This is a genomic window from Nonomuraea sp. NBC_00507 (assembly GCF_036013525.1).
In the GTDB taxonomy this organism is placed as follows: domain Bacteria; phylum Actinomycetota; class Actinomycetes; order Streptosporangiales; family Streptosporangiaceae; genus Nonomuraea.
Genome location: NZ_CP107853.1, coordinates 3,325,169 through 3,351,662 on the forward strand (window position 1 = coordinate 3,325,169; position 26,494 = coordinate 3,351,662).

The window sequence follows — 26,494 nt, forward strand, 5'->3', positions numbered from 1 at the left end:
TCAGCCGGTCCGGCGGATCAGCAGGACGTGATCGACGACCTCGGCGGTGCGCCCACCAGGTCCGGTGGTCACCCGGCGGGGCGCGTCCGCACGCTCGACGCTCCAGCGTTCGGGGTCGAGGTCGAGGCCCGCCGCGATCTCCATCGGGGGCGGAAAGCGGGTGTCCGGGTCCTGGTTCCATGACCAGGGTGCAACGGAGCCGTGGTCGACGACCAGCAGTCGCCCGCCGGGAGACAGCGCGTGTGCGGCGGTCCGCAGGACGCGCTCGCGCGGCAGGTCGAAGGAAGTGTGCAGGTAGTGCGCGGACACGAGGTCGAACCGGCCGGCGGGAAAGCTCTGCGCCAGGTCGTGGCGCTCCGCGGTGATGTGCGCGTCGAGCCCGAGGGAGTGTGCGCGGTCGGCCAGCCGGGCGATCGCGACGGCGGAGATGTCGATGGCCGTGACCCGCCACCCGCGGCGGGCGAGCCACAGGGCATCACCGCCGGCCCCGCAGCCCAGGTCGAGAGCCTCGCCCGGGGTCAGGTCGGCGGTGATCTCCGCAAGCCGGGTGTTCGCCTGGGGGTCGATGGGCGGAGTGTGTCGCCGGTAATGGTCATCCCAGAAGTGGGCGGATTCGTCGCGACGGTCGGTGGTGGACATGGATTCGGGGTGCTCCTCGTGATGTGCCGGGTAGGGCCAGCGTTGCCCCAATCGCGGGAACTGGCATCCTTTCCTGCGGTTCCGGCAAGATGACGGGGTGAGCGATGACCTCGAGGACGTGCTGCACGCGGTCGGGCCTCGGCTACGGGCCCTGCGCCGGAACCGCGGAATGACGCTGGCCGACCTCGCTGTGACGACCGGGGTGTCGGAGAGCACGCTGTCCCGGCTGGAGAGCGGGCAGCGGCGGGCCAGCCTGGAGTTGCTGCTGCCGCTGGCCCGCGCATACGACGTCCCGCTGGACGATCTCGTCGGCGCTCCCCGCACCGGCGATCCGCGGATCCATCTGGCTCCGATCCACCGGTTCGGCATGACGTTTGTGCCGCTGTCTCGACGGGCGGGTGGTGTGCAGGCCTACAAGATGATCATTCCGGGCAGGGAAGGGCACGTCGAGCCGGACCGGAAGACCCACGATGGCTTCGAATGGCTCTACGTTCTTAATGGACATCTGCGGTTGGTGCTCGGGGAGCGCGACCTCGTGCTCCCGCCAGGCGAGGCGGCCGAATTCGACACCACGCTCCCGCACTGGCTCGGCAGCGCCGACGGCCGCGCCGTCGAACTGCTCATCCTGTTCGGGCAGCAGGGACAGCGATCACACCTTCGGGTTCGAACGAGCTGATCGGCCGCCGTACCGTCAAATCCACCGACATCGGCTCGCCCCGGACCCGAGCCGACCACCGACCTTCACTGCCGCAGGAGGGCAGACCTCGGCCTGACAACCGGATAGGCGGGAAGGCGGACGCTCAAGGACGCAGCGCAGCGACGGTCGAGCTGCTCGTGCACCGCGATGCCGGTTTTCCCTCACTCGAATGATCCGCGGCTCGGCTCGTCAAAGTCTGCGGACCCTTCACCCCGCCTGCCGTCAGGGCAATCGAACGCGCTTTTCCGGCAAGGTCATGAATGTGGCGAGGGCCAGGTGGATTGTACGGTGGGTGGCCGGTGTCGCCGGCCCGCGGCGACGACGCGTCACTGGAGAATGAGAGATGCCGGGATTCGAGGTCAATGCACATTCCGCTGCAAGGGCTCACGTCGTTTTCACGCTGCTCGCCACGGGCGCGACCTGGCCGACCTGGTCACCGATCGACACGGCCGAAATTCTGAATGATGAGGGAGACGCTGAAGGTTGAGACCGGTCACCGACAGCGCACGCTCTGGCTGTCGGTGATGCGGAGTGTTGCGGTGCTGATCTGCACTGTTAAAGCCAATACACACATCTCCAGACCAGGCGCGCGGTCGGAGGGAAGTCATGTCCTCGCCTGGTCATATTGGCGCCGTGCCGTTGCAGGAGCAAGCGCCGGACCGCCGACAAGCATGCCAGCGGCCAGGCTTGCCAGGTCAGCGGCAGGAGAGTGTAGTCCGGGGCTATGTGTCGCGGGATGGGAAGGCCGGCGCGGCCAGGCCGCCGCCTCCGTTTGGCAGTCGGCGGTACCCCTGATGCACCTTTACTCGGCTGGCGCTCGAGCGTCCGGTTCGTACCATTGCCTGGCGCCCGTCCAAAGCCTCCACCAGGGCGTGGGGCGATTCAGGGCTGTGCCAGGCACGTGGCGCCGGCGATTCCCACGGAGAGTTCCTTGCCGGATCTGCTCTGCACGCTGATGGAGTTGGTGTCGCCGGAGTAGGCCACCTCGGCTGCTGCGTCGCAGATCTTCTTGGCGGTGTTTGACTCCTCGTCGCCAAGGGTGGTCTCGATCGAGACCAGCGTGCACTGGCCCTGCATGGTGACCGAGCGGATGTCGGGCTGCTGCGCGTGCTGCTTGACCTTGTCGGCGGTGTCGCCGCAGGAGTCCTGGGCGGGTGCCGAGGTTGCGCTCTGGCCGTCCCCGGGTGGTGGGCTCGGCGAGGACGGGCCGGCTCCGGCCTGGCCGCAGCCGGAGGAGATGAGCAGAGCGATGGCCAGCAGGGCGGTCCTGGAGATCATGGCCATCAGGCGGTCACCGAGAGGGTCCAGCCCTGTTTGCAGCTGGAGCTGAAGGTTCCGTTGTCGCAGCCTTCGACGATGAAGCGGTAGCCGCTGGTGGTCATCACGCGGACCCGCATCCGGCCGCTGGTGCCTCCGCCGATGTCTCGCTGTGTTCCGGCTCTGTCCGCGGCGCTGGTCCAGCGGACGAGGAAGCGGTCGTAGGAGCGGGGGGCGGTCGTGCGCCAGTCGACGTAGGCGTATCCGCCGATCGACCAGGCCGACACCACCAGCTTGGGCCCTTGCCGGGGTGACCAGACCATCTGCCCGCGCAGGAAGTTCTGTCGGCGTCCGGCCCAGACGCCGTCCAGGTAGACGTCCACCTCGGAGGTGCGCGGGCAGCCCAGCGCGCTGTTCTCGCCGCCGAGTTCGCTCCACCGCGCGCCGATCAGGCCATAGGGCTGGATGCGGCAGGCGCTTGTGGCGGCCGCCCGGGCGGTCGCCGTTGCGGTCGCCTTTGCGGTGCCGGCATGGGCCGGGAGCCCGGCGCCCAGCGTCGCGGCCAGCGCGAGAGAGGTGCCGACCGAAAGCGCGCGACATAAGGCCATTGCTGTGGAGGTACGGCTGCTGCCAACACTTGCCATGATGCGATCGTCTCGATTCTGGTGGTGTGGTGAGGTCTCTTCAGGGCGCGCCGAGCGCGCGGCACCTCGTGACCGTCCGCCGGAGCGCGCTGTCCGGCCGTCCGCGATCATGGTGCGGCCACGGCGGTGACCAGCCAAACCCCGGCAGGGAACCGGTAGCCGACGCCGGCCTCGCGGAACCGTTCGAACAGCCGGGCGGCCCCCGCGCGTGCCGCGGCCCGGCCCGGTGGCGCGCTGGCGCGGTAGGCCGCGCCAGCCGGGCCCATCTCGATGAGCCACTCCGCCACCACTTCGCCTTCGTCGGGGGCGTTCAGGGTGACGTCGTGTGGCTGGACCGTGATGGCGTCGAAGCCGGCGGCGGTCAGGATGCGCTTCACCCTGTCCGGATCGGCGAACGCGAACGGGCCCGGCTCATCGCCCATCGGCAGCGGCGGCAGCGGCCCGACATGAGGCGCGGCGCCGAGCGTGGCCGCGGCCAGCCACGAATTGGCTCCCCCGTCACGGAACACGGTCGCGGCCAGGCGGCCTCCCCGGCGTAGCGAACGCCGAATCGTCGTGCACCCCGCAACCGGGTCGGCCAGCAACATCAGCGCCATGCGCGAGAACACCGCGTCGAACGGCGCGCCCGTCACGGCCTCGACCGTCTCGATGTCCGCCGTGACGAACCGCAGGCCGGGATGACGTTCGCGCGGGAACCGCTGCCTGGCGGCGGCCAGCATCGGCTCGGCCAGATCCACCCCGACCGCTCCACCGCCCGGCCCGGCCGCCGCCGCCAACTCTGCCGTGGTGCCGCCACAGCCGCAGCCCACGTCGAGGATCCGCTCGCCGGGCTTCGGCCGCAGCCAGTCCATTGCCGCCGCGCCCAAGGGCCGGCCGGACTCGTCCTGTCGGTCGGCATGACGGATCCAACCGGGCGCGGCCTGTGTCCAGAACGCGTGGTTGCGGGCCCGCAGGGTGTCGGTGTCGGGCATCAGAACGGCATCTCGGTGCCGTCGACGGTCACCGAACGGAACCCAGCGGCCTTGCCGGGATCGAAGCCCTCGTCCTGGGCGGCCAGGCCGGCCGCGCGGATCAGCCGCTCCGACTGGAACCGGCGGAACGCCTCCTCGCTCTCCCAGATATTGATGATCCGCCAACCGCCCTCGGCCGGACCGGCCACGTGGGCGAGCAGACCGGGGGGACGATCCGGGCCCAGGTGCTTCTCCACCTGCCGGTACTCCTCCTCGCTGACGTCGGGCATCTCCTGGAGCACTCCGAACGGCACCGTACCCACCCCCTTTTGATAGAGTGAAACTCTATCTAATAGAGCACTACACTCAGGGTATGGCTGTCAAGAGGCGATATCAGTCGGCACGCAGGCAGGATCAGGCCCGCCAGACCCGCCAGGCCATCCTGGAGGCCGCGGGCAAGCTGTTCGTCGACCCCGGCTACGCCGCCACACCGCTGACCGCTGTCGCCGCCGAAGCCGGGGTCGCGATCCAAACGGTGTATGCGGTGTTCGGCAGCAAGCGCCAGCTACTGTCCGAGCTGATCGACGTCACCATCGCGGGCGACGACGACCCGCGCAGCCTGCCCGACCGGTCCTTCGTCGCCGAGATCCGCGCCCTGGCCGACCCCCGCGACAAGCTCGCCCGCTACGCCCGCCACCTCACCGAGACCCACACCCGCCAAGTAGAGGTGATGCTCGCACTGGCCGGCGCCGCGACCGCCGACCCCGACGCCGCCGCCATCTGGCACAAAAACCTTCAAGACCGTCGGCGCGGCATGGAAATGCTCGCCGCCGACCTCGCCGCCACCGGCCGCCTACGGTCCGACCACGACATCGACAGCGCCGCCGACGTCCTCTGGCTGGCCATGGACGTCCACAACTACGACTGGCTCGTACGGCAACGCGGTTGGCCGCCAGAGCGATACCAACGCTGGTATGTCGACACCGTGGCCGCCGCGATCCTCGACAGCTCAACCTGAGTGGGCGTCAGGAGAATCACGCGGCTCCCAACGGCTGACGTTGCTCGAAGAGGGCTGAGCTGCCGAGCTGGGCACCCTCAGTCGAGGACTTCGAGTCTTCCAGTCAAGCGCCGTCCACTGAGAGGGCGTTTGATTTGAGTAGTTTGCGGCTTATGTTCTAGTAGGTGCCTCGCCAGGTTGGGGTGGTCTCGTCCGTTATGCGCTTGGTGAGGTTGTTGATTGAAGCGATGTGGATCATGGGCATCGGATATGTCGCTGGGGTACGGCTTCCGCTTGCTCATGGCGGGACTTTTACCCGAAGCATGTGATCGGTAGTGGCCTCTCGACTGGTCAGGAGTTGCTGCTACGTTTCCAGACCAGACGCAATTTGAGTATCATTGGATAATCAAACGGGCGCGCTCATCGGCGATGAGGACGACTCGAATCTACACCTATAAGGCGAAGGGCCCAAAAGTCTGCGACCGCAGAGTGGGCATCTGCTCACCAACCATACCTAAACGCCCACTCAGTTCACGCAGTCCTGGTTCTTGAGGGCGAGGCCGAGTTGCTCGACCCTGTCCCGTCGGTTGACACCGAAGTAGTAGTACGCCTTGTGGTTGCCGGGCACGGTGACGTAGTAGCCGCTCGGCTCCTCTTTGACGCCGGGATAGGCCTTCTTGACCTGGCGGAGGGTGGAGCCTGCGCCGATGCCCTTGGGGGTGCGCACCCCTGCCGGCGCGAAGATGACGGCGACGCCGCGCTTTTTGGAGATGTAGAGCCCTACCTCGTTGCGAGCGTTGCGGTGGGCCTTGTAGTCCCAGCCGGAGCAGTAGTCGCGCCACTTGAGCACGATCTTGCCGGTGGCCTTGGCCTGCTTGGCGGTCATCCCCAGCTTGATGCCGCCGTAGCCGTACGGGCCGAAGGAGCCCGGCGCGGCGGCGACGGCGCCTGCCGGGCTCGCGATCACCAGCGTCGCGCTGGCGACCGCCAGCGCCGCTACCAGTCGAGTCATGTTCATCCCCATCGCCCCGTTTCTCCAGCAGTTTGTTGATATGCCCCTCTCTGTGACGCCGCCCACCGGTGGTTAGTTCGCTGCCAGCCGACCTCGGCGGCTGAGCAGGTCCCACATCCCCTTGGTGATCACGGCGAATGGGCCCTGGCCACGGCCCTGCGCTCGCTGGTGGCCCGCGAAGCCGTGGAAATCCGCACTATCGAGGAACTGGACGCCGTTTTGCAGGGAGCATCAGAGGCGCAGGCCGACATGCACCTTCGGATGGAGATCGATCTCGCTCTGACCCTCCGTCGTACCGCGGATCGTGCGCTCGCCGTCAAACAGCAGAGCGCCGCTGGCTCAGCCTTCGGCTATGTGCACGTCCACGCCACTGACCTTCTGCTCGTGGAGCGCATCACCGCAGGAGGCATGCACCTGTTCACACTGGCAGGCAAGGTGCAGGACGCGGTGACTCTCGTTCAGCCGCCTCTGTGCGATCCACCCGGACCCATGATGACGACGTACGCCACGGACGGTGCGGTGTGGTTGCAGGTACCGGACCACGCTGCCGTGCCGTTGCGTCACTGCGTCTTCCGCCGTTACATGCCCGCATCATCTCGCACAGAGCACAGCTTACGCAGCGGATCATTGACAGTCGTGTGCTCACACTTTCGCACTCGGCAAGTTATCCACAGCCCCACCGACCAGCACCAACACCAACACCAGACGATCAAGCTTCATTGCCCATGAACTGCGGAACTCGAGATCATCAAAATCCGTCGTGGGCATCCCCACCGACGTGGAAGTCGCCGAAACCCTCAAAACACTTCTTAGAAGGTGTGTTCAATCACCGACTGGTGATCTTGGTGTAAGGCACACGAGTGGGTTTCCGTGCCTTCGAGACGACTCGCTCACCCCCGCTGACGATCAGTTCCGTGCGGAGGCGGTTGCTCGGCAGGGAACAAGATCGCACTGAGGAGGTACGGTGTGCGGCCTGGTGTGGGAGTGTTGGCCAGCCGGTCGCGCAGTACCGCGAGGAGGTCGGCCGTCATTGCGGTGAGCTCGTCTGGGCTGAGCCACAGGGTGCCCTGCCGATAGGAGACCGAGTCGGCTGCCGGGTTGGCGCCGTCGCGGTTCAGGTAAGCGTTGAACTCGGCGATCAGGACGGCCATGGCCGCGGCGAATCCCCGGCGGTGGTCGTCGAGCGACATCGCGGCGGCCGCGCCGGCGTCGATCGTGGGCCGGTCTTGCCGCAGTCGGTAGCGGCGCTCGATGGCGCCGCGTACCCGCTGCTCGCCGTCCACGTCCAGGAACCCTCCCTCGGTCAGCTGTGCGACCTGGCGGTACATCGTGATCTTCGGTACCTCGGGCATGCGGGCGCACATCTGCGCGATCGTCAGCGTGCCTGCTGCGGACAGGGCGTGCACGATGCGCAGCCGCACCGGGTGCAACAGCTGCTCGACAGGGTCCATAGCCCAACGATTTCATATGCGATACCGTTATCCAAAATGAAAACGTAGCGGCTGTAGGAGGCGGCATGCGGGAGGTGTCGGGGCGGGTCGTGCCGGTGAACGGCCGGTATGTCTATGTCGAGGAGTCCGGCCAGGGGCAGGTCTGGGTGGTCTTCGAGGCGGGCGGAGGCTGCGGCCGGACCTGCTGGGACCCGGTGCTGCCGCCGCTGGCCGACAAGGCGCGGCTGGTGGCCTACGACCGCGCCGGACGCGCGCTCAGCAGCGGCATCACCCGGCAGCTCGGCGTCGATGACATGGCCGCCGACCTGGTCGCGATGACCGAGGCCGTCGTTCCGGGCGCGTTCGTGCTCGTCGCGCACAGCATGGGCGGGCTGGTCGCCCGCCGCGCCGCTGAGCGCCTGGGATCCCGGCTGCGAGGCCTGCTGCTGGTCGACCCCCTACCGGAGACCTCACCGGTGTACGACACCTGGGACCAGACCACCAAGAAGATCGACCGCATGCTGGCCGTGACGCAAACGCTCAGCCGTATCCCTCCCCTGGCGCGGCTGTTCAGCGGCAACGTCCGACGCTTGTTCTCCGCCGACACCTACCAGACCATGCTCGCCGAGGACTTCACCCCCGCCGGGATCTCCCAGACCCGCAAGGAGATGCAGACGGTGGCCGCCGCCATCCCACAGTTCCGCGCCCGGCCGCCCCAGCTCCCGAAATGCCCGACGATCGTGCTGTCCGCGGCCCACGCTGCCAAAGGTCGGGAGCGCCAGAACGCCGCCACCCGCGAGCACCAGCGCCGCTACGCCCAGATCCTGCCCGACGGGCGCCACGAGGACGTCGCCTCGGGGCACTTCATCCAGGCCGAGCAACCACATCTTGTCGCCGACCGGATACACCAGCTCCTCAGCCTCAACTCCTGATCACCAGGCCGCCACATGGGACAACTCACCTGGTCGCCACACACGTTGGCCGCCAGGCCCCGTGACCTCGGGGGCATGGGTCTTACTCGCCTTGCAGCAGCCGGGCCAAGCCCTCGTCGATGCTGACCTCACCGGACTCCACGGCCGATTCGATCCAGTCGGCCGTCGCCCGCACCCGGGCGACGTTGCGCGCCACCGCGGCGCGCTCGTCGGTGGTGAACTGGTGGCCGTGGAGACCGGGGACGACGCGGCCGATGGCGGAGACGAAGGCCGCGCAGGCGCCGATCAGCTCCAGGAAGTCGCGGCTGTGCTCGATGCAGGGCAGGGCCGGGGTGCGCTGTCGCGCCACGTGGCCGGCCTGGTGGGCGTGGTCGACCTGGGCGCGGTTGACCATGTGCTTGGCCGTGTCATCGAGCATCGTCCGCGAGGCCACCTGGGGTCGGCGCAGCAGGTCGGTGGCGACCCGGACGGCGACCGCCTCATCGCGGGCCAGGTCGTGGATGCGCTCGATCTTCTTTGCACTGAGGCGGTGTTGACGAGCTTCTGGTCCGCGGCCTGCTTGGCGGCGGTGTCGGTCCATCGGTGGGTTCCGGTGCGGTTATCCAGCGGGGGCTTGGCGATGCGCGCCCACCGCTCCTCACCGTCGCGTATGGAGGCCAGCGTCTTGTGAATGTAGTACGGGACCCCGGCCTTACGGCGCTGGGCCACCCAGCGGTAGGTCTCCAGCGTCTTTACCGGGATGGCCATGTCGTCGGCGGACAGCTGCAGCGATTCCAAGACGCCGAACAGCGCCTCGCCCGGGTTCGGGTGCGCACCGCCGTGCGGCTGCATCGGTTCGATCTCCAGCGCCAGATCGCCTAGCTCGAACTGGGAACGGGTCTGGAGCTCGACCAGCTCCCGGCCGCGGGTGACGATCTGGTCGTAACGCTCCTGGGTGACGTGCCCGATCATGGTCGGCATGGTCCGCTCTCCCCTCGCACGAGACGTACGGGACAACGGCGGGATGCGGACTACCAACACATAGCATGCGCTTGATCACGAGACGTGACAATCCCTGGCAGGCAAGGTCTTTTCGCCTCGCTCGGAGCACGATCCAAGATCACATACGAGGATCGAAAACACCCTCATAGGGTTTGGCGGCGGGGATGCTCGCCGTGACCGTGAAGCCCCCGTCCCCGTCCCCGCCCCAGCTAAAGACGCCGCCGAGCAGGCTGACCCGGCGGCCGAGGCCGATCAGGCCCATTCCGGAGCCGGCGCTCGTCAGGGTGGGGTCGGCGGTGCGCGGGGGCGGCGCGTTGCGCACCTCGACGTCCACCCGGTCGCCGGGATAGGCGATCGTGATGGTTACCGGTGCGCCTGGGGCGTGTTTGCGGGCGTTGGTCAGCGACTCCTGCACCACCCGATAGACCGTACGCGCGACGACCGCGGGCACCGTGCCGGGATCACCCGTGACCTCCAGCGTGGCCCGGTCGGCCGACGCCAATTCGGCGAGGTCGCCGCCGGTGTCGTCGTCGGGGCGCTCGGCGGGCGTTGTCCGGATCCCGTTGGTGACCACGCGCATGAGGTCGCGCAGCTCGGTGAGGGTGCGCGTGCCAGCGTGCCTGATCTGCTCCGCCGCCGCGCGGGCGTCATCGTCACGTGTGGTGACCCGCAGGGCGTCGGCATGCAGCACGATCTCGGTGACGTGGTGGGTGACGATGTCGTGCAGCTCGGCGGCGAGGCGTTGCCGTTCGGCGCTCTCGGCCCGCTCGGCGAGCAGGCGGCGCTCGGCGTCGGCAAGTTCGGCCCTCCGGCGCAGCGATCGCAGCAGCTCGCCGCGTACTTTGAGGTAGAGCGCCACCAGCGCGGGCAGCGCGGTGGCCGACAGGGCCATGTACAGCGCCGTCCAAGTTGGAGCCCAGATCGGGATCGCCAGCAGCGCCAGAGCCGCGGCGAAGGCGAACGCCTGCCGCCAGGGCAGCAGGTAGACCAGGAAGGACACCACCAGTGGAGCCGCGAGCGGTGTCACGGCCAGGTCGCCGGGGGAGCCCCACGTCAGCATGCCCGGGGCCAGGCTCATGCCCACCGCGAACACCGCCGTAACCAGGATCGCCAGTGCCCCTACCGTCCGCGGGAGTCTGACCACCGCCGGCAGGGCCAGATCGACGAGCAGGTTCAGGGCCAGCTCGACGACCGGGCCGCTGCCGCCGGTCGTGCTCGCCCTCGCGGCGAACAGGGCGACCTGCGCGACGGCGCACAGGGCGGCCGTGCCGGTGGCGATCGCGAAGACCGTTCGGCGCGCGGTGGGAGAGCCGGAGGTCGCGGGTGGCCGGTCGTCGCGGGTCACGCTCAGCCGGGTTCGTCGATCAGGCCGGCCTGGTGGGCGAGCAGGGCGGCCTGGGTGCGGTGGGTGAGGTCGAGTTTGGCCATGAGCCGCGAGACGTAGCTCCTGACGGTCGTCTCCGACAGGAACAGCCTCTGCGCGATCTCCGGGTTGGTGAGTCCTTCGCCGAGGCAGGCGAGCACCTCGCGCTCACGCTCGGACAGCTGCGCAACCCGGGCCCGCGCGGTCTCGCGTCTTACGTCGCCTCTCGTGGACTGGGCGACCAGCCTGTGCGCGGCTTCTGGTGACATCACCACATGCCCATCCGCCGCCACTTTGAGCAGGTTGACCAGGTCTTCGACGGGGGTCGTCTTCAGCAGGAAGCCTCCGGCCCCGGCCTCCAGGGCGCTGAGCACATGCGCGTCGGAGTCGAACGTCGTCAGCGCGATCACCGCAGGTGGCGACGCCATCGTGGTGATCTCCTTCGTCGCGGTGACCCCGTCCACGCCCGGCATCCTGAGATCCATCAGCACCACGTCGGGCTGGTTGCGCAGGACCTCCTCGACCGCCTCGGCCCCGTCGCGGGCCTCGCCCACGACTTCGACCTCGGCGCTGGAGCCGAGAATGGTCCGAAGATGGCGGCGGACCATAGGATCGTCGTCGACGAGCAGAATCCTGATCACACCTTCCGAGTCTGTCACATGGCGCTCGTCCATCACGCTGGAGCGGATCACTGATCAGCTGGAGAGCCTGCTCCAGAAGGCGCAACGGTGCTCGCTGCTGTAGTCGGCGGGACCGATGCCGCCCTGATCGGCAGGTTTGAGGCTGAGGACGGTGCCGCGGGACTTGGTGAAAGCGGGCCAGGCGGGCGCGCCGGCGACCTTGGGGGTGCCGGTGTGGGCGAAGGCGGTCCAGTAGCCGACCATCTGCCCGGCCAGGCGCCACTGCTCGGGCGTGAGGCTCCACCACGGACGGCCGCCCAGGTCGAACAGGTAGGGCAGCTCGCTGGCGTGCTGCGCGCCAGGGGGGAAGTCCGCGGGGATGTTGCTGATGTTCGGGGCCTTCTCGTCGGCGAACTCGTACGCGTACACCCTGGTACGGGCGGCCATCGCCTTGTCGCCGGCCAGGGTCGGGCAGGCCCACGCGCGGTCGCTGCCCACCCTCGCCCACGCCAGGCCCGGCGACGCGTAGTCCGACAGCGGATATTCCTTCATCACCGCGTCGGCGTCCGCGCCGAAAGCGCCTTCCATCAGCTTCGGGTAGCTCTCGGCGGTCACCGGGAAGCCGGCCTGGGCGGCGCCGGAGATGAACCCGTTGCTCTCGTCCTTGGTGCCGCCGGACATCACCGGCACCCGCAGGAACCTGCCCTCGCGCAGCGCCTGGGACGGGTTGAGGGGCAACAGCGGCGTGCCGTACGCGAGATTGCTGGCGAAGCTGTCGTTGACTTTCATCAACTCGGAGACCGGCTTGGCCCGGAGGCATTCCAGCTCGTTGCCCGCAGCGCAGCCCAGGGTCTCGGCCGCGTCGTGGCCGGTGGCCTGGCTCGCCTGCAACGAGCTGTACGGCGTGAACGACGGCATGCCCGGGATCGGGAGGTACGTGCCGCTCACCCAATCCAGCATGCAGGACCCCGACTGGATAATGGCCTTGTCGATCAGCCCGCGCGCGGCCGGGGAGGTCAGCAGCGCGCAGGTGCTCATCCCGCCGGCCGACTGACCGAACAGCGTCACGTTCCGCGGGTCGCCTCCGAAGGCAGCGGCGTTGCGCTGGACCCACCTCAGCGCTTCGAGCTGGTCGGCCAGCCCGAAGGTGCCAGAGCCGGCCAACCCTTTCAACGCGAGGTAGCCGAACGCTCCGAGCCGGTAGTTGGGCGTGACCACCACCACGTCGCCCTCGTCGGCCAGCCGCCGGGCGTCGTAGGCGCTGCCCGCGCCTGTGGTGTAACCGCCCCCGTACAGCCACACCATCACCGGCAACGCCGTGCGCGTCGGCTTGGCCGGCGCGTTGACGTCGAGGAAAAGGCAGTCCTCCCCGCCGATCTGCTTGCCCGCCTCCATCTGTGTGCACTGCCGGGCGGGCTTCGTGGCGTCCGCCACTCCCTTCCACGGCTTGGCCGCGACCGGATCCTTCCACCGCAGCTCGCCCACCGGCGGCTGCGCGAAGCGAATCCCTGAGTACGTCCTGACCGTGCCGTCGTCCTGACCCCGGATCCGGCCCGAATCGAGGCGTACGATCGACGGCCGCGGCGTGGCCGCAGACTGCGCCCCCTCCGCTGCCTGGACCTGGGCCGCCCCCGCCTGCGCGACACAGGCGGTCACGGACAGGAAGCCCGCGGCCATCAAGGTGGACAACCGGCGAAACGACAACCCCATGAGAACTCCTTCTCCCCTGACGGGGCGATGGCCTGGTGGAACTCGGTCTTGCCGAGTACGTGGCCAGCTTTGCGCGAGCCCTGGACGCAGCGGGTCCGGCAAACGTTGCGGACCTGCGACCGGTTGTTGCGAACCTCAGGATTTCGGCGGCGCGGTGTGGTCGCTCTTGACCATGGCGTATAGCCACTGATGTCTTTGGAGGATTCTTTTGAGCCTGACCAGTGTCGGTGTGACCGTGTTTGAGGAGGAGGAGGAGGAGGAGTATCGAGCGCTGCTGCGTGGGTGTGTGGTGGATGGTGACCCGGACGTGGTGCGGGTGGCGATCGTACGGCTGGTGGCGTTTGATCAGGCGCCGAATGCGGGAGGCGAACGAGAGTTGCGTCGAATCTGCGCTGCGTGGGAGGCACTGCAGACGCGGCGCCCTCGGCCGAGGGACCTGAACGCGACACGTTGACAGGGCCCTGGGACTCCCCGGGGCCCTTTGTCATGTGCGCCTTGTGGAGTGCGCGTCGGCGGCGACCACCGTCAACCTGATGGCCGACGGCGGCGCCACACCCGCCGAGCGCCGCTTCACGGACTCACGCTTCACGGACTCAACGGCCCACATCGGAGTCGGCGGCCTCACGGATGATCGTGTTGGCATCCGCGGGCAGCAGGAAGCCCGCATCCCGCACTGTTGCCGCCGCCGCGGAGACCTGGTCCACGTAGTGGCCGTGGTTACCGTAGCGCTGCCGTAGTTCCTCCTGCTCGTAGGGACGATGATGTCCCGCCAGCGTGCAGAAGCCAGGGCACGCGCAGCGAGAGGACTCCCGCCGTCGAGGCATGCCTCCGCTCGGCGGACTCAGCGGCACGTCAGATTCGCGGCAAGGGCGGCCACCGCCAGGCAGAAGAAGAGGCTCCAGGGGGCGAAGTGGCGGTCGCCAACCCGTAGGTGCGCTGTGAAGGCGCCGAGGAAGTACAGTACGAGGCCGCTGGCGGCGAGCGTGCCCAGGACCGGTACGGCGATCCCGGCCAGGAGCCCCAGCGCCCCGGCGGCCAGCAGCGCCCCCAACGGGCGCATCCAGGACCGGGGCACGCCCAACTTGTCCGCCTGGCTCTTGGGATAGTCGTGGCCGATGAAGTTGGCGATGGCTGCCATGCCGTTGAGGGTCGCAGCGAGGAGCGTGATCGTGAGATAAACGGCGAACATCGAGGTTCCCCTTTTCCATGAGAACGATCGGCTGGTTGATCGCCACACGGACGAGACGGCTGCCCCAGAAGTGACAGACCATCTTGTGATCTGTCTCACAGGACGACGCCGGTCAGCTTCTCGGGATTGCTGACCACATGGATCGCCTCGATCGTCCCCTTCACCAGGTGGAAGGTGACCGCCAGCACCGGCGTGCGCCCCGAGTGGACGATGATTCCCGGGCCGCCGTTGACCTGGAATACCCGCGTCCGCGATCCGTGCGGCCGGCGTGTCGACAGGATGACCACAGCGCGGGCCACACGCTCGCGACCGCGGATCGCGATGCGAGGGGCGCCGGTGAATCCGCCACCATCGCTCACCATCGTCACATCCGGCGCCAATACTTCCATCAGGGCCTCCAGATCGCCGCCGAGACAGGCCGCCAGAAACCGCTCGGTGACCTGTCGCCTGGTCTCCTGATCGGTGTCATAGCGGCGGTGCCGCGTCTCCACCGCCTTCCTGGCGCGGAGCGCTATCTGGCGCACCGTCGCATGTTTGCGCCCGACGAAGTGCGCTATCTCGTGGTGGCCGTACCCGAATGCCTCGCTGAGCACGAATACTGCTCGTTCCACCGGAGAGAGCGTCTCCAGCACCAGCAGCATCGCAGTCGACACCGACTCCTTGAGCAGCACGTTCTGCGCGGCATCCGAATCGGTCAGAATCGGCTCGGGCAGCCACGATCCCACATAGGACTCCCGCCGCACGCGTGCACTGCGCAGCCGGTCGATCGCCAGCCGGGTGGCCACCCGGATCAGATAGCCCTCGGCGTCCGCGACGGTCGCCACATCGACTCGGCTCCAGCGCAACCAAGCGTCCTGCACCACGTCTTCGGCTTCGGTGACGCTGCCGAGGACCCGGTAGGCCACAGCGTGCAGCAGCGCGCGGTGCTCGGCGAACGCCCGCTCGATTGCCGGCTGGCCCACCCCTGGACGGCCATGCATCTCACTCCTTCCTTCGCCGCCTTCCCCTGGAGGTCTCGGAGCCGGCCATCGGCGGAGCGCCCCGCGTGAGTGGCGTAGGCGGTGCACGCCCGGCTGCCGACTGCGGCCGATACGGCTCTGCCGTCAGGGCGGACCTCGATCTGCTTGGCGGCAGTCCAAGCGGCCCACCGCCGAGGCCGACACCGCCCAGGGTCAACGATACAGCCGATCCTGAATCAACTGTTGGCTTGATTCAGGATCGGCTGTATCGTTGGAGGCATGGAGAGCCCTAACCCTCATGCCCTCGCCGTGGCCGTCAACGCCGAGGCCCTGGCCCGCGTCGGCACCGCGCTGGCGGATGAGAATCGGCGCCGGTTGCTGCTGGAGCTGCTGAACGAGCCCGCCTACCCCGCCGACCTGGCCGAACGGTTGGGCATGACCCGCGGGAACGTGTCGAACCACCTGGCCTGCCTACGCGGCTGCGGGCTGGTGCGCACCGTGCCGGTGGGGCGCCGGGTCCGCTACGAGCTGGCCGACGCCAAGCTCGCGCACGCCTTGGCCGAGCTGGCCTCCCTAGTGCTGCTCGTCGACCAGGGCGAGACCGCCCCCGCCGACGAGGCTTGCACGCCCGGCGACTACGCCTGGACCACCCAGGACGTCCGCGAGGAGACGGATCATGTCTGACGCGTGCTGCGCCCCCGACGCCGCCGGCGACACGCATCAGGACGCGCCCGCTACGGCGCCTTCGGCGATCTGGCAGGTGCGCGAACTGCAGGCGGCCACGGCCTCTGGGGCGCTGCTGCTGGCCTCCCTCCTGGCGCCGGGCATCTGGGGGACGGTGCTGGAGCTGGCGGCGCTGGTGATCGGTGCGGCCACCTTCGTCCCCGGCGCGCTACGCGCCCTGCTGCGCGGCCGGCTCGGCGTCGGCCTGCTGATGACCATCGCCGCCGCTGGCGCGGTGGCCCTGGGCGAGTACGGCGAGGCCGCCACGCTGGCGTTCCTGTTCGCCATCGCCGAAGGACTCGAAGGCTACGCCGTAGCCCGCACCCAGCACGGGCTGCGCGCCCTGCTGGACCTGGTGCCCCCGACCGCGCGCGTGCTACGGCCCGGCGGCACCGAGTCCGAGGTCGGGGTCGCCGACCTGCGCGTCGGCGACGTCCTGCTCGTACGGCCGGGCGAGAAGATCGCCACCGACGGCGTCGTCACCTCCGGCCGCAGCGCGCTCGACACCTCGGTCGTCACCGGCGAATCGGTGCCCGTCGAGGTCGGCCCCGGCGCGGAGGTCTTCGCCGGGACGGTCAACGGCGCCGGAGCGCTGGAGATCACCGTCACCGCCACCGCACGCGACAACTCACTCGCCCGGCTGGTCCACATCGTCCAGGAGGCCCAGGAGCGCAAGGGCGCCAGCCAGCGCCTGGCCGAGCGTTTCGCCCGCCCGCTGGTGCCCGGCGTGCTGGTGCTGGCCGCGCTGGTCGCCGTCGCCGGCAGCCTGCTGGGCGATCCCAGCGTGTGGATCGAGCGCGCCCTGGTGGTGCTGGTGGCCGCTGCGCCGTGTGCGTTCGCCCTGTCCGTGCCGGTCGCCGTGGTCGCCGCGATCGGCGCTGCATCCAAGGCAGGCGTGCTCATCAAGGGCGGAGCCGCGGTCGAGGCGCTGGGCAAGGTCACGATCGTGGCGCTGGACAAGACCGGCACCCTGACCCGCAACGAGCCCGCCGTCATCGACGTCGTGTCCGCACCCGGCACCGACCGCGACCACGTCCTGACCGTGGCCGCCGCGCTGGAGGCGCGCAGCGAGCACCCGCTCGCCGCCGCGATCCTGGCCGCCCGGCCCGACCCCGAACCGGCCGGCGAAGTGGAGGCCGTACCCGGCAGCGGGCTGCGCGGCACCATCGGCGGGCGTCCCGCCCGGCTGGGCAAGCCCGGTTTCATCGCCCCCGGCTCGCTCGCCACAGAGGTGACCGGGCTGCAGGACGCGGGCGCCACTGTGGTCCTCGTCGAGCACGACGGCACCCTGCTCGGCGCGATCGCCGTCCGCGACGAGGTCCGCCCCGAGGCCGCCGAGGCCGTCGCCCAGCTCAAGCGGCAGGGTATCGAGGTGGTCATGCTCACCGGCGACAACGCCCGCACCGCCGCCGCGATCGCCGCCGACGCCGGCATCACCGACGTACGCGCCGAGCTGCTGCCCGCCGACAAGGCGCGTATCGTCACCGAGCTGAAGGCCCGCGGACCGGTGGCCATGGTCGGCGACGGCATCAACGACGCCCCGGCGCTGGCCACGGCCGAGGCCGGCATCGCCATGGGCGCCATGGGCAGCGACGTGGCCATCGAGGCAGCCGACATCGCCCTCATGGGCGAGGACCTGCGCCGACTGCCCGACGCAATCGCCCACACCCGCGCCGCCCGCGCCATCTTCACCCAGAACCTGCTATTGTCCGGCAGCATCCTCATCACCCTCGTCCCTCTGGCCGCCACCGGCGTGCTCGGCCTGGCCACCGTGGTCGCGACCCACGAACTGGCCGAGGTCCTGGTCATCGCCAACGGCATCCGCGCCGGCCGCCGCACCCGCCTACCCCACCACGCCGCGCTCCGCGCCGCCGCCCGGGCCCACACCGCCCGCACAGTCCCACAACCGGCCGGCAGGAGGACACTCCTGCCCATCGCGACCGGCGCCAACGGGCCTGGCAGCGACCAGACCGGCGCGTGCACCGACGGCCGCTGCCCGCCTAAACGTGCTGGCGAGCCCTCCTCGCACCTTCACCAACCGCACGCAGGCGCAATGCCTAGATACTGACGGCTATGGTCATCGTCGAAGTCGTCCTGGAGACCTGCGATGCGGTGGACTTCACGGCCTGGCCGATCGCGGAGCCGTCGAGCGACCGCCTTCTCGCCCTCTCCGGCCGGATGTTTCCCGCCGACGTCGGGACGGCCATGGCAGTCATCTTCAGCTACAACGGCATCCCCGTCACCCACGCCGCCGACCTGACCAAGGCGCATCTGGAACAGCATCTCGCCGAAGCTGAAGGACTGATCGCTCCGGGCGGGCTGCGCTTCCGCGACACCACCACCAACGTCAGCGTCTCGCCCGGTTGCTGCTTCGGCTTGGAGAACTGGCGGGACTGGTGGAACGTGGCTCGCGGGCAAGGAGCTTGGCTCGGCCATGACCCCACGCCACACATCACACATGTGGGTCACGTCATCCAGCTCCGGCAGCACGATGAGGACTCTCCGTCCATCGAGATCTCTCGCGACGAGCTCTCCAGCCTGCTCACCACAGCCCAACAGCACTTCTCCGGGTTCCTCCACGTCGCCGGACGATGGGCGGCGATCACTACCCCGGGGCTGGCCGACCGGCTCATCTCAGCCCTCGACCAATACTTCATGATCAGTGAAACCCCAGGTCAGGTGCTCCGCCTCGACCGCGTGGTCCTGCCCAAGGCCAACCTCGCCTCCGCCCGGCTCCGCGATGTGGATCTCCACTTCAGCGATCTGACCGAAGCCTCCTTCGTCGGAGCTGACCTGACTCGTGCGGACCTCACCGGAGTGCGGCTAGCGGGGGCGATCCTTGCTGACGCGATCCTCTACCAAGCCGACCTACGTGACGCCGTCCTGACCGGAGCCATCGCCGAGGGCATGGACCTCCGGGGCACCGATCTGAGCAAGGCTGATCTGCGAAACACCAACCTGCGCGGCGCTCGCCTGGACTACAGCGATCTCCGCGGCGCCACGCTGAGCGGCGCCGTATTGACCGGTGCCTCGCTGAAACGGGTGGTCTTCGACGAGACCACCGCATGGCCTGACGGCTTCGATACCTCCCTGATCAAACCAGCACGGCCGCGATCGCTCCCACCCATCCGTCCCAGGACCTACGACGAGTTCGCCGTCACGGCGACGACCACGGAGAACACCTCGCCGGCAGAAGTTGAGTTGCACACTGATCGACATTGAGGCCGCCTACTTAGGCAGGATGGTCCTGTGGGGGCGAAGAGAGTCAGAGCCGGTATGAATCCTTCCTGGAGGGCCGTCTCGGCGGCCAGAGTGACGCATGAACCTACGCGTGACCTGGGGAAACGGCCTAAGATCATCCCGCGTATATCACGTGATCATGGTCCTACGACCGCCTACGGGCAGCAGCGTGCCCAGGGCGGGGGAATCCCGGAGCCCGTGGAGGGAGTAAGCCGCATCGCTTCGCGCGTAGCGGGTTAGGGTCCGGCGTGTGGGTGTTTACCTCAGCGAAGTCACGTTCGAGAGGTGGAACAGCGAGCGGTTCCTCAAGCTCGGATCAGCGCTGGACTTCGCGCTCGCCGATCGCGGCCTGGCGCCGTTCATGCCCGAGCCGCGCACCGCTGAGCGGACGTTCGAAGAGAAGCTGATCTGGTCCATGGACGGCTTCGGAGAACTGTGTGAGCGTGAGCTGAGCCAGGAGGACATCAATGCGGTGCTCGACTGGAACATCCTCATTCCCGTCGAGTTCGACGGTCCTATCACCCTGCCCGTGCCATCGATGTACAGCGACACCACGACCGTCCGCAGTGCACATCGTGCCCAGGAGGTGATGCGGCTCTTGGCTGCGAGGGTCGATCTTCCGCCCAGTGTGCCCATCGATTCCACCGGTCTTGCTCTCACCGCCTGGTTCGATCCAGCCCAATCCCTCGACAGCCACCGACGGGACGATCCCACTGTCGTCTTCTACACGGCCTTGTTTCTTCGCGCCGCCGAGTACAGCCTCCGGCACACCTGCGCTATCAGCGAAGCTTGATTGTGATCTCAGGCTGTATGGCACATCTGATAGCGACGGCTTTGGCGATGTCGAGCTGTCGGAGGCCGGCGCGATGGCTCTGGTCCCGCGGTTCGGGCGGTTGTGGGGGATTGCTGGAGACCCAGATGGCCCGAATCAGTTCCTGACCTGAGGAAACGTCATCAAGATCATCCCGCATATCCCGTGATCATGGTCCTACGGGTGTGCTCGGTGACCTATCAAGGGTCTGGAAAGCAAAAGACCTGCGGCCGAGAAACCGCAGGATGTCAGTGGCCGAATGCACGCTCTATCTGCGCCTTTTTGCGCGTTCGCTCGCGCGGCCGGGGCGCGCGCAGGCCCTAGCGAAGATCAATTTACTGATGGTTCGGGTTCAATGACACTTTCTGGCAGCAGTTCCAGGAGATGCGAAGTGGACTGTCGCCAGCTCGCCATCCCAGAACCCGCCGGCAGGGTCTTGCTCGCCAGATCGACGGTCTGCCACCCTCTCCAGCATGATGAGACACGGTGATCAAGGCGGCTGGGCCGCGGGCGACACGGGCGGTTGGGCACCTCGGAGCGTGGGCGGCGGCGTCCGCCACATGGGCGGCATGCGGCACTTGGGCGACTGGTAGCCCGGTAGATGTGGTGAAGGGCTCAAACCTTGGCCTTTTCGATCGGACGGCGCCGACCTCGCACGGCCGGGCGAGGTGATGATCCTGCACTACGACGGTGCGTGGACGCGCGAGTACGTGCGCGCCGGTGACTCCTGCGGATTGGAGCTGGCCGTGGTGGACGGCGTGCCGTGGATCGCGGGCGGCGTACAGCGGTCCTTCGTGATGAGGAGAAGCCGGTGAGGGCGCGGCCGCTGGTCGTCCTGATCTGCCTGATGACGCTGGGCTGCACCGCGGAGCCAACGCCGGCCCCCACGTCGGTGACCGCCTCGTCGGCGAGCACGCCCGTGGTCACGATCAGCCCTGGGCCACCGCTGGAGGAGATCCCCCTGTCCACGAAGTGGCAGCGCGTCCCCGGGCTGCCCCACGACGACCGGTGGGAAAGAGGACTGCACGACGTCGCCGCCGCGGGCCCTGGCGCGGCCTGGGCCGTGGGCTACCACGGCTGGGAGGACAACGTGAAGGGGACGCTGCGCGGGTGGGACGGTTCCCGCTGGCGCAACGTCGTCCCCGAACGGCTGGGCAGCCTGCATGGAGTGGACGCCGACGGCCCCCGCAACGTCTGGGCGGTGGGAAGCTCCGCGTACGATCCCCTCGCCCTGCAGTGGGATGGGCGTGCCTGGCGCCGTCACAAGCCGCCCCAGGCAGGGCGGGACGTCGCGGTGGACGGGAGCCGGGCGGTCATCATCTCCTACTCGGGCGCCATCCTGTGGGACGGCGCCCGCTTCACCAAGGTGCTCGACCTGGACGAGCAGACTACCGAGTTGACGGCGGTCGACGGGGGCTCCGGCCACACGTGGATCGCCGGGCGGCGGAACGAGCGGCTGATGATCTGGCACGGCAGGAACGGCCGGTTCCAGGAGGCGAAGGTGCCCGCCGTACCCGAAAGCACGCTCAACGCGATCTGGCAGAACAGCCCTTCCGACGTGTGGGCGGTGGGCAAGGCCGGCGCGAACCCCCTCGTGCTGCGCTGGGATGGCGGCTCCTGGCAGCGCGTCACCCTCCCGGCGGGTTTTGGCGGGGAGCTGCACAGCGTGACCGCGTTCGGCCCCGACGACGTGTGGATCGCCGGCTGGGACGAGGTCCGCCGGCCCAGCTACGTCGCGATCCTGCACTGGAACGGCCGTACCTGGAGGAGCGAGCTGCCTCCCTCGCCCGGCGTGGTGACCCGTGCCGAGATCGAGCGCATCCCGGGTACGTCACAGATCTGGCTGATGACGTCGGTCGTGAACGGCGACTCCGAGTCGATCGTGACCTTCCGCCGCCAGGGCTGAACGGCGCTCCGCAGGGCAGCATCACCGTTGTTCTCGGTCAACGCCTCCTGAGCAGCGGCACATCCTCGACCTTTGGGAAGTACCCCAGCCGCTGGTAGGACTTCAACCACACCACCAGGGCCAGTAGATGCTGCTGATCCTGCGTCTTGTCCGCGCCCACTCCACCTCGGCATCCGTCGGCGTGAACGCCTCGGACAGCTCCCGCCTCGATGGCCAGCAAGAGCACATCAACGGCAAGATCAATAACGCTCTGGATCCATAGCTCACGCGCCGCCCGTCGACCGGATAGCGGCACAGGCGCCCACCGGCCGCGTCTCAGCCCCCCGTCCCGCGCTGGTGGCTCCGGCCTCCTCCCTCACCGGCATGCTGCCCCGCCCGAGCGCCCTCATCGACCTGACTTTCTCCTCCGGCGCTTAATCTTCGACGTCCCTTCGATGATCTGCCGGCTGTGGTGACACCCGCTGGCCGAGCTGCACACGGGGGCTTCGACGCCCCTGAGCACCGGCTCGCGCGCACGGGGGGACCTGCTGGCTCGGGCCCACGCCGTGTGACGCTCGGCTACAGCAACCAGCGAACCAGCCGCATCGTCTCTGACGCCGGAAGCCCATGGAGCCGCTTCGCTCTAGATGATCAATTCCAAGGGGTGCCTGCGGAGGGTGTGGGGGTGGGCGGTCAGGCGTCGGGGTCGACTTGGGGGTGCGTGAACCGTACGGGCTTGCCCAGCGACCGGGCGTAGGCGATTTCGGCTCGGGTGCTGTCTCCGATGTAGTCGCCGACTACGAGCACCTCATCAGCGAGCCGGATCTTCGCTCGGTGCAGATCGTCGAGTCGAACCTTCAGCGTCTCGGCCTCGACAGGATCGGACCAAAGTTCGTGCGGCGACTTCATGTCGCAACCCGGCTTGACGACAATCTTTCCGGCTTTGGTCTCCCGCAGATCGGCCTCGGTCATCTCGGTCATGAAACGGGTGGAGCCGCAGATCACGACGATACGCGGGAGGCTCAGCTGCTTCTTCGCGTCGGCGAGTTTCTCCTCGGGGGTGAGCTGTTGCGGGTATGACACTGGTTCCTCCTGATGGTGTGGTCCAAGGGGTGCCTGCGGAGACGAGAACGAGGGTGTCCAAGATCGTCTTATGGCGAACGACGTGGACACCCTCGCGACCGCACTCTATGCGAGGCTGGGCCGAATACGGCTACTGCGCCAGCCACAGGCGCTTCTTCTGGGGCCTGCGCCTGCACCTGGTCTGCACCCTTCAGGGCCTGCCCATCGCCTTCGCCCTGACCGGGGCCAAGGCCAACGAACGCGAGACCCTCCCCGACCTCCTGGCCGCCGAATGCGAGCTCCTGCGAGAGCGCCACGGACAGACTCTCATCGGCGACAAGAACTACTTCGGCCGTGGTTTGGGTCTTGCCCCAAGGCCAGGTAGTTAAGAGGATTTGGTTCTTGTCAATCGGCTGAGACGGGTAACGGGACTCCTGTAGATCAGATGTTCGGCGAAGATCATCTGAAGAGTGGAGTCCCGTTGCGGGATCAGTCTGTCATTTCCCGGGTGGTGCGGGTGGCCGCGGGGGTGTTCGCACCGGGGCATCTGGGAGAGCTCACGCAGGTTGTGCCGTTCGAGTTGGTGGATGCGGTGCTGGCGGAAACGGGCCGGGTGCAGCGCCGGATCCGAGAGCTTCCCTCGCGGGTCGGCGTGTATTTCCTGCTGGCGATGTGCCTGTTTCCGGAGGTCGGCTACCTGCTTGTCTGGGACAAGATGACCGGCGCTCTGGCCGGACTGCCCACTGTTGTCTCACCGACCGCAAAGCGTTACGCGACCTGCGCCGCCGGGTGGGCGGAGCGCCGATGCAGGTGCTGTTCGAGGTTTTGTGCGGCCCGCTGGCACGGCCGACGACGCCCGGGGTGCGGTTCGGCCGCTACCGGACGGTCTCCTTCGACGGCTGCAGCTCCCTCAAGGTCCCCGATACCAGCCGCAACCGGGCCTGGCTCGATCGGCTGGCCCATGGCGGTTATCCCCAGCTGGAGCTGATGACCCTGGTGGAGACCGGCACCCGGGCGATGATCGGCGCGGTCTTCGGGCCAACCGCCACGGGCGAGACCGCATACGCCAAGCGGCTGCTGCACCTGCTGAGGCCGGACATGCTCGTGCTGTGGGACAAGGGATTCGATGGCAACGACTTCCTCGCCGCGGTGACGGGCACCGGAGCTCAGGTCGTCGGCCGCCTGCGCAGCAACCGCCGCGTCCCGGTCCTGTCCCGCCTGGCAGACGGCTCCTACCTGTCGGTGATCGGCTCGGTCCTGGTGCGGATCGTCGACGCCCAGATCACCGTGACCTGCACTGACGGCACCGTCTTCGACGCCTCCTACCGGCTGGTCACCACGCTGACCAACGCCCGCCGCCACCCGGCCGGCGCCCTGGTCTCCTTGTATCACCAGCGCTGGGAACACGAATCGGCTTACTACGCGCTCCGGCACACGATCCTGCGCGGCCGCGTGCTGAGGTCGGGCGACCCGGTCGGCGTCGAGCAGGAGATGTGGGCGCTGCTCACGCTCTACCAACTGCTGCGCACCGTCATGGTCGACGCAGCGCAGTCCCGCCCTGGAACCGATCCCGATCGATGCGGGTTCACCATCGCCTTCCACGCTGCCCGTGACCTGGTGATCCAAGCCGAAGGCGTCTTGCCGGAAGCTCCCGACCCCATCGGAACGATCGGACGCCGGGTGCTGGCCAGGCTGCTCCCGCCACGACGCCCACGAATCAGCACCCGCAAGGTCAAATCACCGATCTCCCGCTACGGCGAACGGCTGGACGACGGCCGCCCCGACACCAGCCGCGCCATCACCCGCCTCGACATCACCCTCCTGCCGCCCCCGCCCGCACTGCCTACCGCATCCCGAGACGAGCGACCCATCGCCTCGGCCGACCGCCGCAGAAAACAACGGGTCCTGGCCCTCCTCCACCAAGACCCCGACCGCCCCTGGCCGGCCCGCGACATCGCTCGCCACCTCGGCGACATCACCCTGAACACCATGTATCGGCAACTGTCCCGATGGTCCGCAACCGGACTCATCCGCAAGATCAGCCCGGGCCTCTACACCGCCGTGCCCACCCTGCCACCTCCTTGACAGGCACCCGAAAACGCTAACTACCTGGCCTTGGGGCAACTCCAGTTTCGAACGCGAACTGTCCGAGCGTGGAGTCCAGTTGCTGCGGTCGGCCCGTAAAGGTGAACGGGAACGGCCTGGTGCAGCCCTGTTCAAGCCGCTGCGGCAGGTCATCGAATCGATCAACGAGACCTTCAAGGGACAGCTTGACCTCGAACGGCACCGAGGGCGCACACCCGGAGGGGTCATAGCCCGCGTCATGCAACGCATCCTCGCGCTGACCGCCGCGATCTGGCACAACGACGCCACCGGACAAACCGTCCTACGTTCACTGATCGCCTACGCTCACTAACCCCTTGGGATAGATCATCTAGGCGACCACCACATCCGGTGACGCTCATACGGCAGGCGCCAATGATGCGTCTCACCCTGGCGAGGACAAGAATGATCGCCATGCCGACATCCTCCGGGCAACGCTCCTCGACCGAGATCCGCACCTACCTCATAGAGCAGCTCAACCAGGCACTTCGCCGTCCTGGCATGTTCGGTGGCGAGATGGCCCTGCGCCTGCTACTCGATCACCTGGCCTACGCGGAAGGCGAGGATGAGGCATGGGCGGAGGAACTGCGAACGCTGCAATCCCGGGGCGCCGCCAACTCGCTCGGTGTCACCGGAGCGTTCCGGACTGTCGTGCCTGGTAACAACTACGAATACGGCGTCGCCTCGATCTATGCGGAGTTCGCCCGCAATCTCGGCTGGTTGGACGTCGACAGAACGCTGACGGCCGAGGACTATGCATCCATGCGTCAGGAACTACCCGCCTGGGCCGCTCAAGATCGCACGCTCACCGACGTACGTGAGACCTTCGGCCCGCCCTCCGTACTCTTCGGCGGCAGCAATCCCTACTACGGCAAGACCCTTGCCTACGTGTCCGAACGGCTGACGGAACCGATGATCTCCTTCCATCTCTGGAACGAGATCTCCCGAGAGAGCGGGTGGACCTTGTCGTCGATCTACAGTGAGCCCATCCTCCTGGCCGTCCGCTGCGGAACGGCGTCCTTCAGGGAAACGTTTCGCTTCACACCGGAAGGAAGCGTGCGCCGTCCCGACACGGCGTGACCCACCACATCCTCTGTCACAGATTACATACCGTGACAATGGCAGGCTCACGCTATGGATCCGACCTGGGTCGAGTTCCTGGGTGTGGTGTAACCGTTGAGCTTGCGAGTCGACTTGGCTGGTGCTGTGTTCAGTTGACGTTTGCCCTGTAGTCGGTGGCGCGTTGGCCGGAATCGCTGCGCCGTAGGCGTGACCGCGGCTAGCGGCGGA

The 26,494-nt window shown here is 68.1% G+C and carries 27 protein-coding genes and 4 pseudogenes; 16 read left to right on the forward strand and 15 right to left on the reverse strand.

Annotated features, from left to right (window positions below; all coding sequences use genetic code 11):
- Positions 1-639, reverse strand: a complete 639-nt coding sequence (locus tag OHA25_RS16740; protein WP_327588493.1) for an SAM-dependent methyltransferase — start codon at positions 637-639, stop codon at positions 1-3.
- Positions 640-736: 97 nt separating this feature from the next.
- On the opposite strand from OHA25_RS16740, the gene OHA25_RS16745 reads away from it, so the two are divergent.
- Positions 737-1,315 carry a helix-turn-helix domain-containing protein gene (locus OHA25_RS16745; RefSeq protein ID WP_327588494.1) on the forward strand — a complete coding sequence of 193 codons (579 nt, stop codon included), beginning with the start codon at positions 737-739 and terminating at the stop codon, positions 1,313-1,315.
- Positions 1,316-2,218: 903 nt separating this feature from the next.
- Here the strand turns inward: OHA25_RS16745 and OHA25_RS16750 are convergent.
- From OHA25_RS16750 to OHA25_RS16765, 4 genes are all read right to left on the reverse strand, one after another.
- Positions 2,219-2,614, reverse strand: a complete 396-nt coding sequence (locus OHA25_RS16750) for a hypothetical protein (protein WP_327588495.1) — start codon at positions 2,612-2,614, stop codon at positions 2,219-2,221.
- Positions 2,615-2,619: 5 nt separating this feature from the next.
- Positions 2,620-3,237 (reverse strand): LGFP repeat-containing protein, encoded by a 618-nt coding sequence (locus OHA25_RS16755; protein WP_327588496.1) that lies wholly within the window; start codon positions 3,235-3,237, stop codon positions 2,620-2,622.
- A gap of 107 nt (positions 3,238-3,344) precedes the next feature.
- Positions 3,345-4,208 carry a class I SAM-dependent methyltransferase gene (locus OHA25_RS16760; RefSeq protein WP_327588497.1) on the reverse strand — a complete coding sequence of 288 codons (864 nt, stop codon included), beginning with the start codon at positions 4,206-4,208 and terminating at the stop codon, positions 3,345-3,347.
- Positions 4,208-4,510, reverse strand: coding sequence for a hypothetical protein (locus tag OHA25_RS16765; protein WP_327588498.1), 303 nt, complete (start codon positions 4,508-4,510; stop codon positions 4,208-4,210). The genes OHA25_RS16760 and OHA25_RS16765 overlap by 1 nt, the downstream gene beginning before the upstream one ends.
- 50 nt (positions 4,511-4,560) lie before the next feature.
- Between OHA25_RS16765 and OHA25_RS16770 the strand changes: the two genes are divergently transcribed.
- Positions 4,561-5,205 (forward strand): TetR/AcrR family transcriptional regulator, encoded by a 645-nt coding sequence (locus OHA25_RS16770; protein WP_327588499.1) that lies wholly within the window; start codon positions 4,561-4,563, stop codon positions 5,203-5,205.
- 505 nt (positions 5,206-5,710) lie between these two features.
- Here the strand turns inward: OHA25_RS16770 and OHA25_RS16775 are convergent.
- Positions 5,711-6,196, reverse strand: a complete 486-nt coding sequence (locus tag OHA25_RS16775) for a hypothetical protein (protein ID WP_327588500.1) — start codon at positions 6,194-6,196, stop codon at positions 5,711-5,713.
- Positions 6,197-6,364: 168 nt separating this feature from the next.
- Here OHA25_RS16775 and OHA25_RS16780 point away from each other — a divergent pair, with 168 nt between their 5' ends.
- Entirely contained in the window at positions 6,365-6,925 is a 561-nt protein-coding gene (locus OHA25_RS16780; protein WP_327588501.1) for a hypothetical protein, read from the forward strand.
- 161 nt (positions 6,926-7,086) lie between these two features.
- On the opposite strand, the gene OHA25_RS16785 is transcribed toward OHA25_RS16780, so the two are convergent.
- Positions 7,087-7,647, reverse strand: coding sequence for a helix-turn-helix domain-containing protein (locus OHA25_RS16785; RefSeq protein WP_327588502.1), 561 nt, complete (start codon positions 7,645-7,647; stop codon positions 7,087-7,089).
- Between the two features lie 65 nt (positions 7,648-7,712).
- On the opposite strand from OHA25_RS16785, the gene OHA25_RS16790 reads away from it, so the two are divergent.
- Entirely contained in the window at positions 7,713-8,558 is an 846-nt protein-coding gene (locus tag OHA25_RS16790; protein WP_327588503.1) for an alpha/beta fold hydrolase, read from the forward strand.
- Positions 8,559-8,640: 82 nt separating this feature from the next.
- Here OHA25_RS16790 and OHA25_RS61385 read toward each other — a convergent pair.
- The 7 genes and pseudogenes from OHA25_RS61385 to OHA25_RS16825 all read right to left on the reverse strand — a co-directional run bounded on the left by OHA25_RS61385 (position 8,641) and on the right by OHA25_RS16825 (position 15,401).
- A pseudogene (locus tag OHA25_RS61385) lies at positions 8,641-9,518 on the reverse strand (DUF6192 family protein).
- Between the two features lie 139 nt (positions 9,519-9,657).
- Positions 9,658-10,884 (reverse strand): sensor histidine kinase, encoded by a 1,227-nt coding sequence (locus OHA25_RS16800; protein ID WP_327588505.1) that lies wholly within the window; start codon positions 10,882-10,884, stop codon positions 9,658-9,660.
- Positions 10,885-10,886: 2 nt separating this feature from the next.
- Positions 10,887-11,543: a response regulator transcription factor gene (locus OHA25_RS16805; protein WP_327588506.1), complete on the reverse strand. Its 657-nt coding sequence runs from the start codon at positions 11,541-11,543 to the stop codon at positions 10,887-10,889.
- Positions 11,544-11,597: 54 nt separating this feature from the next.
- Positions 11,598-13,232: a carboxylesterase/lipase family protein gene (locus tag OHA25_RS16810; protein WP_327588507.1), complete on the reverse strand. Its 1,635-nt coding sequence runs from the start codon at positions 13,230-13,232 to the stop codon at positions 11,598-11,600.
- 593 nt (positions 13,233-13,825) lie between these two features.
- Complete coding sequence (locus tag OHA25_RS16815) at positions 13,826-14,056, reverse strand: alpha/beta hydrolase domain-containing protein (RefSeq protein ID WP_327588508.1); 231 nt, start codon at positions 14,054-14,056, stop codon at positions 13,826-13,828.
- 17 nt (positions 14,057-14,073) lie between these two features.
- The gene (locus OHA25_RS16820; RefSeq protein ID WP_327588509.1) at positions 14,074-14,421 is read right to left on the reverse strand and encodes a DoxX family protein; all 348 of its coding nucleotides are present in this window, start codon (positions 14,419-14,421) and stop codon (positions 14,074-14,076) included.
- Between the two features lie 95 nt (positions 14,422-14,516).
- Positions 14,517-15,401: an RNA polymerase sigma-70 factor gene (locus tag OHA25_RS16825; RefSeq protein ID WP_327588510.1), complete on the reverse strand. Its 885-nt coding sequence runs from the start codon at positions 15,399-15,401 to the stop codon at positions 14,517-14,519.
- 258 nt (positions 15,402-15,659) lie between these two features.
- Here OHA25_RS16825 and OHA25_RS16830 point away from each other — a divergent pair, with 258 nt between their 5' ends.
- The 7 genes from OHA25_RS16830 to OHA25_RS16860 all read left to right on the forward strand — a co-directional run bounded on the left by OHA25_RS16830 (position 15,660) and on the right by OHA25_RS16860 (position 22,322).
- Positions 15,660-16,064, forward strand: a complete 405-nt coding sequence (locus tag OHA25_RS16830) for a helix-turn-helix domain-containing protein (RefSeq protein WP_327588511.1) — start codon at positions 15,660-15,662, stop codon at positions 16,062-16,064.
- Positions 16,057-18,171 (forward strand): heavy metal translocating P-type ATPase, encoded by a 2,115-nt coding sequence (locus OHA25_RS16835; protein ID WP_327588512.1) that lies wholly within the window; start codon positions 16,057-16,059, stop codon positions 18,169-18,171. Before OHA25_RS16830 ends, OHA25_RS16835 begins: the two co-directional genes overlap by 8 nt.
- Before the next feature lie 5 nt (positions 18,172-18,176).
- Positions 18,177-19,325: a pentapeptide repeat-containing protein gene (locus tag OHA25_RS16840; RefSeq protein ID WP_327588513.1), complete on the forward strand. Its 1,149-nt coding sequence runs from the start codon at positions 18,177-18,179 to the stop codon at positions 19,323-19,325.
- 268 nt (positions 19,326-19,593) lie between these two features.
- Complete coding sequence (locus OHA25_RS16845) at positions 19,594-20,136, forward strand: hypothetical protein (protein ID WP_327588514.1); 543 nt, start codon at positions 19,594-19,596, stop codon at positions 20,134-20,136.
- 689 nt (positions 20,137-20,825) lie between these two features.
- Entirely contained in the window at positions 20,826-20,969 is a 144-nt protein-coding gene (locus tag OHA25_RS16850) for a hypothetical protein (RefSeq protein ID WP_327588515.1), read from the forward strand.
- Positions 20,966-22,060, forward strand: a complete 1,095-nt coding sequence (locus OHA25_RS16855) for a hypothetical protein (protein ID WP_327588516.1) — start codon at positions 20,966-20,968, stop codon at positions 22,058-22,060. Before OHA25_RS16850 ends, OHA25_RS16855 begins: the two co-directional genes overlap by 4 nt.
- A 127-nt stretch (positions 22,061-22,187) precedes the next feature.
- Positions 22,188-22,322: a hypothetical protein gene (locus tag OHA25_RS16860; RefSeq protein ID WP_327588517.1), complete on the forward strand. Its 135-nt coding sequence runs from the start codon at positions 22,188-22,190 to the stop codon at positions 22,320-22,322.
- Positions 22,323-22,732: 410 nt separating this feature from the next.
- On the opposite strand, the gene OHA25_RS16865 is transcribed toward OHA25_RS16860, so the two are convergent.
- Entirely contained in the window at positions 22,733-23,122 is a 390-nt protein-coding gene (locus tag OHA25_RS16865) for a hypothetical protein (RefSeq protein ID WP_327588518.1), read from the reverse strand.
- Between the two features lie 107 nt (positions 23,123-23,229).
- Between OHA25_RS16865 and OHA25_RS16870 the strand changes: the two are divergent.
- The 5 genes and pseudogenes from OHA25_RS16870 to OHA25_RS16885 all read left to right on the forward strand — a co-directional run.
- Positions 23,230-23,457: pseudogene (locus OHA25_RS16870) on the forward strand (transposase); the annotation flags it as partial.
- A gap of 89 nt (positions 23,458-23,546) precedes the next feature.
- Positions 23,547-23,849, forward strand: a pseudogene (locus OHA25_RS61390) (transposase domain-containing protein); the annotation flags it as partial.
- Positions 23,850-23,905: 56 nt separating this feature from the next.
- Positions 23,906-25,186 (forward strand): transposase, encoded by a 1,281-nt coding sequence (locus OHA25_RS16875; protein ID WP_327588520.1) that lies wholly within the window; start codon positions 23,906-23,908, stop codon positions 25,184-25,186.
- Positions 25,187-25,232: 46 nt separating this feature from the next.
- Positions 25,233-25,517, forward strand: a pseudogene (locus OHA25_RS16880) (IS982 family transposase); the annotation flags it as partial.
- Positions 25,518-25,609: 92 nt separating this feature from the next.
- Positions 25,610-26,284, forward strand: coding sequence for a hypothetical protein (locus OHA25_RS16885; protein ID WP_327588522.1), 675 nt, complete (start codon positions 25,610-25,612; stop codon positions 26,282-26,284).
- The last annotated feature ends 210 nt before the right edge of the window (positions 26,285-26,494 follow it).

Coding starts and splice junctions, on each gene's coding strand:
- OHA25_RS16850 (WP_327588515.1), top strand. CDS start 20,826: ATGATCCTGCACTACGACGGTGCGTGGACGCGCGAGTACGTGCGCGCC.
- OHA25_RS16840 (WP_327588513.1), top strand. CDS start 18,177: ATGGTCATCGTCGAAGTCGTCCTGGAGACCTGCGATGCGGTGGACTTC.
- OHA25_RS16835 (WP_327588512.1), top strand. CDS start 16,057: ATGTCTGACGCGTGCTGCGCCCCCGACGCCGCCGGCGACACGCATCAG.
- OHA25_RS16815 (WP_327588508.1), bottom strand. CDS start 14,056: ATGCCTCGACGGCGGGAGTCCTCTCGCTGCGCGTGCCCTGGCTTCTGC.
- OHA25_RS16770 (WP_327588499.1), top strand. CDS start 4,561: ATGGCTGTCAAGAGGCGATATCAGTCGGCACGCAGGCAGGATCAGGCC.
- OHA25_RS16760 (WP_327588497.1), bottom strand. CDS start 4,208: ATGCCCGACACCGACACCCTGCGGGCCCGCAACCACGCGTTCTGGACA.
- OHA25_RS16825 (WP_327588510.1), bottom strand. CDS start 15,401: ATGCATGGCCGTCCAGGGGTGGGCCAGCCGGCAATCGAGCGGGCGTTC.
- OHA25_RS16860 (WP_327588517.1), top strand. CDS start 22,188: ATGCTGCTGATCCTGCGTCTTGTCCGCGCCCACTCCACCTCGGCATCC.
- OHA25_RS16750 (WP_327588495.1), bottom strand. CDS start 2,614: ATGATCTCCAGGACCGCCCTGCTGGCCATCGCTCTGCTCATCTCCTCC.
- OHA25_RS16885 (WP_327588522.1), top strand. CDS start 25,610: ATGATCGCCATGCCGACATCCTCCGGGCAACGCTCCTCGACCGAGATC.
- OHA25_RS16790 (WP_327588503.1), top strand. CDS start 7,713: ATGCGGGAGGTGTCGGGGCGGGTCGTGCCGGTGAACGGCCGGTATGTC.
- OHA25_RS16755 (WP_327588496.1), bottom strand. CDS start 3,237: ATGGCAAGTGTTGGCAGCAGCCGTACCTCCACAGCAATGGCCTTATGT.
- OHA25_RS16810 (WP_327588507.1), bottom strand. CDS start 13,232: ATGGGGTTGTCGTTTCGCCGGTTGTCCACCTTGATGGCCGCGGGCTTC.
- OHA25_RS16820 (WP_327588509.1), bottom strand. CDS start 14,421: ATGTTCGCCGTTTATCTCACGATCACGCTCCTCGCTGCGACCCTCAAC.
- OHA25_RS16785 (WP_327588502.1), bottom strand. CDS start 7,647: ATGGACCCTGTCGAGCAGCTGTTGCACCCGGTGCGGCTGCGCATCGTG.
- OHA25_RS16775 (WP_327588500.1), bottom strand. CDS start 6,196: ATGACTCGACTGGTAGCGGCGCTGGCGGTCGCCAGCGCGACGCTGGTG.
- OHA25_RS16875 (WP_327588520.1), top strand. CDS start 23,906: ATGCAGGTGCTGTTCGAGGTTTTGTGCGGCCCGCTGGCACGGCCGACG.
- OHA25_RS16740 (WP_327588493.1), bottom strand. CDS start 639: ATGTCCACCACCGACCGTCGCGACGAATCCGCCCACTTCTGGGATGAC.
- OHA25_RS16830 (WP_327588511.1), top strand. CDS start 15,660: ATGGAGAGCCCTAACCCTCATGCCCTCGCCGTGGCCGTCAACGCCGAG.